The sequence below is a fragment of the Orenia sp. genome (assembly GCF_055140805.1).
In genome coordinates, this window is record NZ_JBSQYM010000105.1 from 1 (window position 1) to 10658 (window position 10658).

8 protein-coding genes and 1 tRNA gene are annotated in these 10658 nt (G+C 33.3%); all 9 read right to left on the minus strand.

The annotated features are described in order from the left end of the window. Positions 1 to 20 precede the first annotated feature (20 nt). Positions 21 to 96 (minus strand) — tRNA-Val (locus ACTCDL_RS10750). Positions 97 to 228: 132 nt separating this feature from the next. After that, positions 229 to 1668, minus strand: a complete 1440-nt coding sequence (locus ACTCDL_RS10755) for a PepSY1/2 domain-containing protein (protein ID WP_463176478.1) — start codon at positions 1666 to 1668, stop codon at positions 229 to 231. 11 nt (positions 1669 to 1679) lie between these two features. Next, a complete protein-coding gene (locus tag ACTCDL_RS10760) occupies positions 1680 to 2156 on the minus strand; it encodes a cell wall hydrolase (protein WP_463176479.1) in 477 nt (158 codons plus the stop codon). Between the two features lie 69 nt (positions 2157 to 2225). Then, positions 2226 to 2579 carry a hypothetical protein gene (locus ACTCDL_RS10765; RefSeq protein WP_463176480.1) on the minus strand — a complete coding sequence of 118 codons (354 nt, stop codon included), beginning with the start codon at positions 2577 to 2579 and terminating at the stop codon, positions 2226 to 2228. 308 nt (positions 2580 to 2887) lie between these two features. Continuing rightward, positions 2888 to 3565: a hypothetical protein gene (locus ACTCDL_RS10770; protein ID WP_463176481.1), complete on the minus strand. Its 678-nt coding sequence runs from the start codon at positions 3563 to 3565 to the stop codon at positions 2888 to 2890. Positions 3566 to 3741: 176 nt separating this feature from the next. Continuing rightward, on the minus strand, positions 3742 to 4365 hold the full coding sequence (locus ACTCDL_RS10775) for a cyclase family protein (RefSeq protein ID WP_463176482.1): 624 nt from the start codon (positions 4363 to 4365) through the stop codon (positions 3742 to 3744). Positions 4366 to 4405: 40 nt separating this feature from the next. Continuing rightward, positions 4406 to 5896: a glucose-6-phosphate dehydrogenase gene (gene zwf, locus ACTCDL_RS10780; RefSeq protein WP_463176483.1), complete on the minus strand. Its 1491-nt coding sequence runs from the start codon at positions 5894 to 5896 to the stop codon at positions 4406 to 4408. After that, positions 5880 to 6776, minus strand: coding sequence for a phosphogluconate dehydrogenase (NAD(+)-dependent, decarboxylating) (gene gnd, locus ACTCDL_RS10785; RefSeq protein WP_463176485.1), 897 nt, complete (start codon positions 6774 to 6776; stop codon positions 5880 to 5882). Before gnd ends, zwf begins: the two co-directional genes overlap by 17 nt. Positions 6777 to 7117: 341 nt before the next feature. Next, a complete protein-coding gene (locus ACTCDL_RS10790) occupies positions 7118 to 10015 on the minus strand; it encodes an alpha-amylase family glycosyl hydrolase (RefSeq protein WP_463176486.1) in 2898 nt (965 codons plus the stop codon). Positions 10016 to 10658 lie beyond the last annotated feature (643 nt).

Here is a 10658-nt window from a genome sequence, read left to right on the forward strand (position 1 = left end):
TAACCGTTAACTTGTTAGTTTGGTGGGCGAAACAGGACTTGAACCTGTGACCCCCTGCTTGTAAGGCAGGTGCTCTCCCAACTGAGCTATTCGCCCTTAACACAAATATTATTATATACAATCTCAATAGCTACGTCAAGAATTTTTTTATAAAAAGAAATGGAAATTTAAACCTAAGATTAGGATTGATAAACCTTCACTAGCCTTAGGTTTAAACTAAAAATTAATCTACTTTACATTCTTATAAAAATCATCATCAACACCATGTACAACCTCTTCTTTACCTGTAATAGCATTGATATGAACTCTATAGTTAGCATCTCCTTGTCCATCTCCTATTTCACCAATGAACTCATAGCACAATACTTCTTTTCCACCACCATGAGTATCTATTACTAATCTTTCATGAGTTATATTTAAATTAGAACTTATCTTCTTTTTAGCTTCTTCCATGCTAAATTTGGGTATTAACATACTCTCTGGTCTATCTTTATGGTGCAAGAGATACTCTATACCATTAAACCCTATTACTTCTCCATTATCCATCGCTACTTGTGCACTTACTGAGTCAGGAGTAATAATCACATCATAATCTCCTGCCTTCTGTACAGGAGCAAGCACAATCATAGCAATATCATTGAAAGGCTTACTTGATACAACCTCCATATGCTCATATCCATTCTTCTTCAAAAACTCTGCAGCTTTGGCTTCAGCTTGCTCTTCAGTTATTTTCTTACCCTTAGTAGGACGGCTATTTAACAAAGAAATTACCTGTCCACCCTTTTTACTGACATCAATATAAACCTTTTCATTCTTATTATTCTTATTTGTTGCTTGAATTGAATGAGCAGGCAAATGGGTTTCAATAGTTCTACCATTAACCTTTAGTTTCTCTTTATCTATAATATTATACTTGTATTGCTCAGGATTATTAATAAATCTTTTAGCTGTTTGAATTGCTTGTTTTTGATTTACAGTCTTACCCTGCACCTCTGTTAGAGCTAAAGCTACATCTCTATCCTTTAATTCTATACCTCCATCAGGGAAGATGGCTTCTAATTCTTTTTGAATTTCATCTAATTTCAAACTCTTATCCAATTCTACTAAACCAGCCAAAGGACTAGCAGAATATTGCTGGTCAGTATCTGAATCCATCTTTACTCTTTTCTTGTTATACCATTTAAAATTCTTTCGCATCATCTTATCGTGAATACCTTCTAAGTTCTTATTTGCTACCATAACATTTTTATAAAAGGAGTCCAACATTTTCTTATCCTTATTATTTAATCCTCCATCAACTACCTTCTTATCCAAGTGATTTGTATATTGTAATATCCTATGTAGCATGGATTTGGTATTATTCAAAGAACTATCACTCAGAGGGAGTTGTCCAATATCTTCTTGTGCTGAATAAGCTGAACGCCAAATATTTGATAGATTTACAGATAGGTTGTCAGCAGCTTGGGCTACCATGACTGTACCTAGCTCCGATTCTAAAGCATCTATATGATGATTCAAACCTTGAAAAGCATTTTCATATCTATTATTTAATTCACTCTCTAAATCCTTTTGAACATTCTGCATTGCACCATATTGATTATATCCCCAATATCCTACTGCGGCTAAAGCAAATACCAACATCACTATACCTATTGTTTTAAAATCCAAATTTATCACTCCTATTTAGCAAAGATATGCTTACCTATTGTTCTTACAGTTTTACGAGAAAAAATCCAATTAGTTTCTACTTTTGCTGCATTATAATAATAAACACAACCATAAGTTGGATCCCAGCCACGATAGGCTGCCAAGGTGGCTTTTACAATCTGGTCACTTGGAGTCTCTTCCCAGATATGACCTCTGGCTACTGCTGTAAATGCCCAAGGTTGATAAATTACCCCTGATAGAGTGTTAGGGAACCTAGAATCACGAATGCGATTCATAATCACCGCACCTACTGCAACTTGACCAATATATGGCTCTCCTCGGGCTTCTGCATCAAGAGTTCTAGCAAATAACTGCATTTCAGGAGATAGACTTTGAAAGCTTGATGCTGCCTCACTTTCTTCAATATTAGCTTCAGGTTGAGCATAATAAAAGAATACACCTGTACCAATTAATAACATAACAATTAAAAATACTGCTAACTTCTTCATTTTTACCTCCTTTATTACTTTCTTTTCTCTATTATATTTTGCTTTTAGTCTATCAAATATTCAAAAAAGTTATTCATTTGAACTAATACTTCTTCGTGGTATTTCGGGAGGTTTAGGTAATTGATCTTGATTATCTTCACCCTCGTGAGACGGTCTTTGTGGAGAAGAAACAACAGTAATACTATTGAGCAATATCTCAATCTCCTCTATATCTTCACCTTTTTTTATCTTCTTTCTCAACTCAGCCCTTGGAACGATAATTGTAACTTCATGGGGTTTATCATAAGCAAAGCATCTCTCTAAGAATATCTCTAACCCATCTAAATTTAGCTTGGTTACATCCTTATTCCTACAATGGCACTCTCGCTTAAATAGACTAGCTATCTTGCTTTTTATCTTTTTAGCCCAAGAAAAAAATCCCATAATCTACCTCCTTTAAATAGTCTATTCAGACTTAATATTAATGGTGAATAATGGGAATTAAAATCAACTTGTGTTTTTATATAAAATGAGTATTAATGGGGATATTACAGCACTTTTAAAATTAGCATGAGTGGGTGTGTGAGTGTGATTAAACCCCAATAAAAAGAAGTTTCACTCACACTCATAGCTCACACTCGACACAAAGTGTCGCATTATCTCTACATTATATCAATCTCTTTATTTGCATAAGCTACTTAGTATTTTGCCTATAAAAAAAGAGCAGACTCAGCCTGCTCTTTTCAATATTATTAAAATTTAAGCGCTAGATTAACCCCTGCTCGTAAGCCATTGACTCCAATAGTATTATCTTCTTGACTGTCAACCAATTTATTTTCACTCCAATTATATAATTGTTTTACATCTATCTCTGCTCTTCTATAACCTACACTTCCAATCAATGCAAGGTGATCATTAACTGGATAATCAACCTGAGCCTCTAATAAATAACCAGGCCCATCTCCAGCTACAACAGCTTGATTGAAAGCCCCATTCTCCCAAGAATTATCTTCCATATAATTTTCTACAAAATTATGCTTGCTGATACCAAGATTTAGTCTAATCTCATCACTTAATCTATAAGATAACTTACCATAGTATCCATCCAAATCATATTTAGATAGATAATCTGTTCTACTACTATCAGCATAGGTTTCAAAAGAAGACCAAGAAGAACCTGCTCTATCTATCCCCCCACCTATACCCCACTTACTACCTAACCAGACTAAACCTTCTAGATAAAAACCAGTACCGCTATTTAAAGATTCTCTTACCCAATAGTCTTCATTTAATGTCCCACCATCAATGTCAGAGTAAACAAAGTTATTGTATGTAACCCCTCCATTGAACTCTACCCTTTCTTCAGCCATTACCACAGAATTTGAAAAGAAGATTAACCCTATCACTACTAATAATATCTGCTTCTTCATCAAATCATCCTTCCATTACTGAAATTTTTGCTATATATTTTGGTATAAATAATTTATAGAATTAAGACTACTATAATTATATCAATTATATTTGTGGAATTAAATAGAATTTAATGGAATTTAAATAAAAACCATAACACTTATATACAATTTCATAGCATGAATATCTTCTTAAATTAATCAACATTTAACATTCTATCAACTAATAATACTCTAGCAGGTGCACCATCACTTCCTTCAATCTTAAGAGGAGCTAATAGCAAGGTATATTCTCCCTCATTAATCTCTTTTAGACGTAGTCCTTCTAAGATGATAATCCCATTTGCTAATAAAGCCTTATGAGTTGGGTGACCCTTTTGGTCTCGTTCAACTCCCAAAGAATCAATCCCAACCCCTTTTACACCTAGTTGAGCCAAATATTTAGCTCCATCTGCTTCTAAATAGATAAAATTTGCAGGATTTTCTCTAAGATAATCGGTCTCTGAATTTTTAGTCTTAAAGATAATAAATTCATTTTTTTCTATATTGAACCTCTCTAAATCACCACTAGTTATACTATTATCAACCTCTGTTAAGTCCAAAACTCGACAATGAGTTAGTGAATTTTGTATATTAAAATATTCTATCGTTTCTCCACCCTCTAGCATATGTAAAGGTGCATCTACATGGGTTCCTGTATGAGAATTTAATTTGATCTCAGTTTCATGAAAATCACCAGTACTAAAATCACTTGTTACAACTATATCTGGTCTATTCTCCTTGATATTTTTATAAGTAAACATGTCTGATTCTATAGTCATAGATATATCATATATTTTCATTATTATCACCTTCCTTAATTTATTCCCACCATTTTCTTTGTTCATCTATTAAAAGTTGTTCTGCTTGCTGTGGTCCATTACTGCCAGCAGGATAGGTTGCTAACTCAGCTTTATTTTCAGACCAAGCTTGAGCTATCTGGTCAACAAATCTCCAAGAATACTCTACTTCATCCCAATGGGTGAATAGGGTTTGATCCCCAATCATTACACTATGTATTAATCTCTCATAGGCCTCAGGAGAGTTGAAACCAAATTGACAGTTTTGACAAAAATCCATCTTGACTGGAACAATCTTTGCTTTACTGCCTGGCTCCTTGGCATTAAATTCAAAATTAATCCCTTCCTCAGGTTGAATCTTAATTACTAAGAGATTAGGACTTAAACCATTGAATTCTTTATGATAAGAAGGATGAAAAGAAGACTTAAATTCAATAATCACCTTTGTTACTTTATTGTGCAACCTCTTCCCTGTTTTGATATAAAAGGGAACACCAGACCAACGTAAATTATCAACAAATAACTTCAAAGCTACAAAGGTCTCTGTACTAGAATCATCAGCAACATTATTCTCATTTTGATAAGCAGTTACCTTCTCTCCATCTATCTTTCCTACGCCATACTGACCTCTGATAGCATAACTATCAATCTTTTCAACATCTAAATCAGCTAATGATTTTAAAACCTTTATCTTTTCAGTCCTAATTGACTCTGTACTCATATCCGCTGGGGCTTCCATAGCAGTTAATGCTAAAATCTGTAGCATGTGATTTTGTACCATATCTCGTAAGGCTCCAGATTTCTCATAATATCCACCACGCTCTCCTACTCCAACCTTCTCATTAGAGATGATCTGGATATTATCTATATATTTATTATTCCAAACCGCTTCAAAAACTAAATTAGCAAAGCGAATCATCATCATACTCTGTAACATCTCTTTACCTAAATAGTGATCAATACGGTATATATTCTCCTCTGGAAATACCTTAGTTATCTGCTCATTCAATTCAGTTGCTGATTTGAGATCATAACCAAAGGGCTTTTCAATAACTACTCTAGGCCAAAATTCTTCAGAAAAATCAAGTAACTTATATTTATCTAAAGAACCTACGATAGTTCCAAAAAAACGTGGAGGTACTGCTAAATAAAATATCCTTCTACTTTTACTTTGACACTTATCACCTAAATTTTCTAAGGTCTCTCTTAAACTCTGATATCCATCTTCATCTAAGATATCAAAACACTTATAATAAATCCTCTCTTGCAAAGTGTTCCATACATTTTCTTTTATCTCTCTTTCCACAAATTTCTGTAATGATTTATATAAACTTTCTAAATATGCTTCCTGATTATCAACACATCTTCCAGTAGCTATTATTGAAAATTTTTCAGGTAATAATCCTTGATCCAGTAAGTTATAAAAGGCTGGAATCAATTTTCGATGAGTCAAATCTCCTGTACCACCAAAGATTATAAACTGGCATGGTTCTAACCTATCTCTTTTCAACATTATGACCTCCAAACTCATTTCTTAATGCTGCTATCACCTTACCTGAGAAAGTATCCTCCTGCTGAGAACGATATCTAACAAAAAGTGAATTAGCAATCACAGGAACTGGCACCTTGAGTTTAAGAGCTTCTTCTACTGTCCACAGCCCTTCACCTGAAGAGTTGATAACACCTTTGATATCATCTAATTTAGGATCTTTACTGAAAGCATTCTCAGTTAACTCCATTAACCAGCTTCTGATTACAGAACCATGATTCCAAACCCTTGCAATTTCTTTATAATCTAGCTCAAACTCACTGGCCTCAAGAATCTCAAAGCCCTCTCCAATTGCTTGTAAGATACCATACTCAATACCATTATGAACCATCTTCGTAAAATGACCACTTCCTGTTGGACCTGTATGTAAATATCCCTGTTCTACATTTACATCCTTAAAAAGATCTTCTAAATAAGCAAATACCTCATCCTCTGCGCCAATCATCATACAGGCACCATTTCTCGCTCCTTCAACTCCCCCACTGGTTCCAGCATCAACTAAATGGATTCCTTTTTGATTAAGGTAGTCCGATCGCCTCAAGGTATTATTAAAGTTTGAATTACCACCATCTATAATAATATCTTCTTTGCTTAAAAGTGGTTCTAGCTTCTTAAGTGTATTATCTACTGGATCTCCAGCAGGTATCATCATCCAGATAACCTTCCTAGCTGAAAGGCTATCTACTAATTCTTCCAAACTATCAGTACCTTCAATCCCTTCTTTTCTAGCTCTTTCTAAGCCTTCAGCACTCATATCATATCCTATTACTTGATGACCATGATCCAATAAATTTAATGCCAAGTTCTTACCCATCTTTCCCAAACCAATAACCCCTATTTGCATATTATCATCCCCCTGTAAATTGTTTTGGAATCTAATAATCTTCTTATATATATTTTAATATATCTTTATTATTTATACCTTTAAACTATTAAAATTTCAAATAACCAGACTATATATAAATTCAAAATCAAACTCCATGGATAGATTACAACAGTTTCTAAGTTAGGTGGAAAGGTGGTTGGATGGTTAGCTTCTTCCTAACTACCTCACTCCAAACTACCAACTCAACAAATTAATTGTACTGATTCTTGTTATCAACATTACGACAAAAGTTACTTTTTTCCTTTATAAATTTTAAATAAAAAGCCCTAGAAATATCCCTAGGGCTACAAATTAAGGTCTTATTCTACTGTAATAAGGTTAACACCATCAACTTCTTTTGCCTTAGGGTCAAGTTCGGCCTTTAATTCAATTAACTGATACTTGTATTGACCAGGTTCTAACCAAATACTAGTCTCATATACTCCTTTATCAGCAGTATCTGTTAAGATAGTAGTAAAAGGTTTCCAATCATTCATATCGCCTATTAGCATTAAACCTTCAATAGCTTTAGTAGGCTCATAACTAAACTCATGTCCACCAATTATAACGATACTATTTCGATTGCCATCACCACTATATTTGCTAGCTTTAGGATCAGAAATCCAACGCTCTCCACCATTAATAACAAATTTATATTGATATTCACCAGGTGCTAAACTCAGAGTTACCTCATAAACCCCATCACCATCTCTATCAATCATTTCAGTATTTAGTGGGTTCCAACCATTAAATTCTCCTGCCAAGGTTACTATAGCATCTTGATTGATATCCTCTGGCAGAGCAAAGCTAAAGGTATGGTTGATGATCTTTTTATTATCACTCTTAATAATTTGAATCTGATTCTTCTGACCATCAGAGCTTAGTGGAGCATTAGGGTCTATAGTTTTAGTTTCTGTAATAAATTTATACTTGTATTGACCTGAAATTAAGTTCAATGCAACCTCATAAATTCCATCATTATCTCTATCCTCCATCTCAAGTCCATCTTTAATCTCCCAGCTAGTCATATCTCCTAACAATAATACTTTATCTACATTAGGTTTAGCTTGATAGTTAAAAACTACCTTTTTAATATTAAATAATTCGTTTTTTGTTGCTCTACTCTTTAAAATCATTGTTCCATAAGGTGGTATCTCTAAAACGTCTGAGTCCTTATAATTAATAGCTGTTAATATCTCATAGGCATCAACATTTATTGGAATCTCTTGTAATGAATCACTTAAATTATGAATAACAAAAAAGTCATAATTATTTTGGGGTGACTCGACTTTATAGATATAATTTGCTCCATTAATATCTAGTTTAGTATAGTTTTTACTATAGAAAAAGGCTGGATTAGCTTTTCTAACTCTAATTAGCCTCTTATAATATTCAAAGATGCTATCTTCCACTCCTTCTTGCTCTTCTAAGGAGATTCCATCATTAGCTTTAGTATAAGCCATAGGATGATAGAAACCTCCTTTATCCATTGTCGTCATACCCCTACCTTCTGCATCACTATACCAATCGAAGGGTTCTCTAATATTATCATCGGGTTTAGCACCTATTTGACCAAGTTCTTCTCCATAATAGATAAATGGTGTTCCTGGTAAGGTCAATAATAATGAAGCTGCCAATTTCATCTTATCTTTGTTATCAGATAATTCTACTGCTACTCTATTTTGATCATGATTTCTTAAGAAGGTAGCATCGATAAACTTATCAGAGTAGCTACTATATTTAGCATGAATCTCTTTTAATTCTTTGATAATATCAACATTTTTTCCATTTGCAGCCTCTACCATTCTATCTGCTAAACTAAAGTTAAAAGATGCATCCAAATCTTCAAAGAAACGTGCCATCTTATCGGTTTCAGCCCAATTTTCTCCTACTAAAAAGGCATTTGGATTGACATTTTTTACAGCTGTATTAAACTCTTGCCACCAGTTGTGGGTTACATCAGCATCTTTATCATCAATATGCTTAGCTGCATCCAATCTAAATCCATCTACTCCATCAGAAAAATCACCATCATTATTTGGGTCTAACCAAAATCTAGCTATCTTCTTCATCTCTGACCTTACTTCTGGATTGGAGAAGTTTAAATCAGGCATTTGATCCCAAAAGTCAGCATAATAGGCTTGTTTGGTAGATCCTTTATACCAAACTTTTTGTCCCCAAGGTCCTCTTTCATTTATATTATCAAAGGGATCTTGCCATACATAATAATCTCTATACTTACTCCCCTTTTCATAAGCTGAACTTTCAAACCATGGATTCCTACTAGAAGTATGATTCACTACTAAATCCATAATTACTTTAATACCATTGTCATGGGCAACCTGCAAAAACTCTTGAAACTCTTCTAAAGTTCCATAATCAGGATTAGTATTATAATAATCAACTACATCATAGCCATGATAGCTTGGGCTATCATTGATTGGCATCAACCATAATGCATCTACACCCAACTCTTTAAGGTAAGGTATCTTCTCCTTTAACCCTACAAAGTCTCCAATTTGATCACCATTCCCATCATAGAAACTTCTAACAAAGACTTCATAAAAGATAGACTCCCTTGCCCACTGGGCAGGAGACCAGTTATTTGTATTCCCCATCTTCTTAAAGGATAAGGCCTTAGTTGAAATTGTATTCTTCCCATTTATTGCCTCTATCTTATAGTAATAAGTCTGGTCAGGTATAAGTTTTCCTACCTTAATACCCTGATTATTATAGTCTATGTTACTTTTAACCTTCTCTAAGTCATCACTACTCTCTCCTAAATAAAGGTTAACCCTATTAGCTGGATTAGTCTTGAATAAAAATTTTATCATATTGTCATCAATATCAATATACTGCTTAGCATCAACTATAATCATCTCATCTTTATCTAACTCTGTTCTAGTCAGCTTAACAGTTAATTCTGTACTTAAATCTGTTAAAACAACCTTCTTTTTCTCACTATCATAACCTGCTTTAGATATTATAACTTTGATTTTTGCCTGTCTAATCTCATCAAAATTTGCTAGACCTTGACTATTGGTCTTAGCAGCAGCTAGTCCTTCTATGCTAATATTAGCATCAGCTACTCCCTCTCCATCTCCATCAACTACCTTAATAACCATTTGAGCTGGATTTTGCAGTAGTTCTTCTTGATTACACGCTGAAAAAAGTATAACAATCGTTAATAATAAACAAAATAAAACCCTTTTATCCATGATACAACCCCCTTGAGCTATTTTAAGTAAATTTTATAGTAAATAGCCTTGTTAATTCTTATATAAGTTAGTCTATTATAATAAATTATAAAACTTACCCATTTATATATAATTCAATAAAAGTAATTAGTCCCTTACTCTTATTAAATTTATATCAGTATCTATCTAAGAAGATATTGTGAAAACGTTTTCGGAAATAATATAACAATCCTTTGCTAGTCTTAATATTCTACTCTATGATTTGATTATCCTTTCTTTCATCTATGAAAATTTTTTCAATTTAATATTTTCTGATAATGGAGATGACATATTGCAACACTTTTAAAATTAGCGTTAGTGAATGTGTGAGTGTGAGTAAACCCCAATAAAAAGAAATTTTACACACACTCATAGTTCATACTCGACACGAAGTGTCGCATTATCTATTTATTACATCAACTTCACTAGCAAAAATAATTAAAATAAAAAAAGAGCACCCATTTAAAGGAATGCTCAAAGTTTAATCACTGATTCAATTGAAAAACTATATTTCATCTCTAAACTAATATAGATAAACAACTTTAGAATGTAATTTAAATATCCTAATAATTTAATACCTTTAAGTTCTTAACTAAAAACCTTAAAAGATAACTTTCAGCAACGA